Source organism: Paraburkholderia sp. EG286B, assembly GCF_040965655.1.
Classification (GTDB): domain Bacteria; phylum Pseudomonadota; class Gammaproteobacteria; order Burkholderiales; family Burkholderiaceae; genus Paraburkholderia.
Window position 1 is genome coordinate 1 of sequence record NZ_JBFRCF010000198.1, and the last position, 352, is coordinate 352.

The following is a 352-nucleotide window of genomic DNA, read 5'->3' on the forward strand; positions in this document are numbered from 1 at the left end:
GCTCCGTTCTGCGATTTGAAAGCGAAACTGACTTGTACGAATGCTCATTTTGATTTCCCGATTCAGTATGTTGAAGGGTTTTTTACCGATTCACAGCTTTACTTTTCCGATAGCGGCTCCGGGACTATCTTCGACCGAAATAGTCCAGGAAACGTTAGACACAATGGAGATCCGACCCGACGCCACCCCTTATTTCCATCCAGCTCGCGACGCCTCGCTAGTCTCCAGGCAAAGGTTGGACAAGTGAGTTTCACTTGAACACCTTCCGGTACTGTATAAAGCCAGAGCGCTCTCCCACGGCGTCGTAGAGGAGCCTGCCTGGGTAGTTCGTTTCGTGAGTCAGCCAGTGCAC

1 pseudogene is annotated in these 352 nt (G+C 51.1%); it reads right to left on the reverse strand.

Going from position 1 to position 352, the window contains the following annotated elements:
* Positions 1 to 250: 250 nt before the first annotated feature.
* A pseudogene (locus AB4Y42_RS44395) lies at positions 251 to 352 on the reverse strand (GNAT family N-acetyltransferase); the annotation flags it as partial.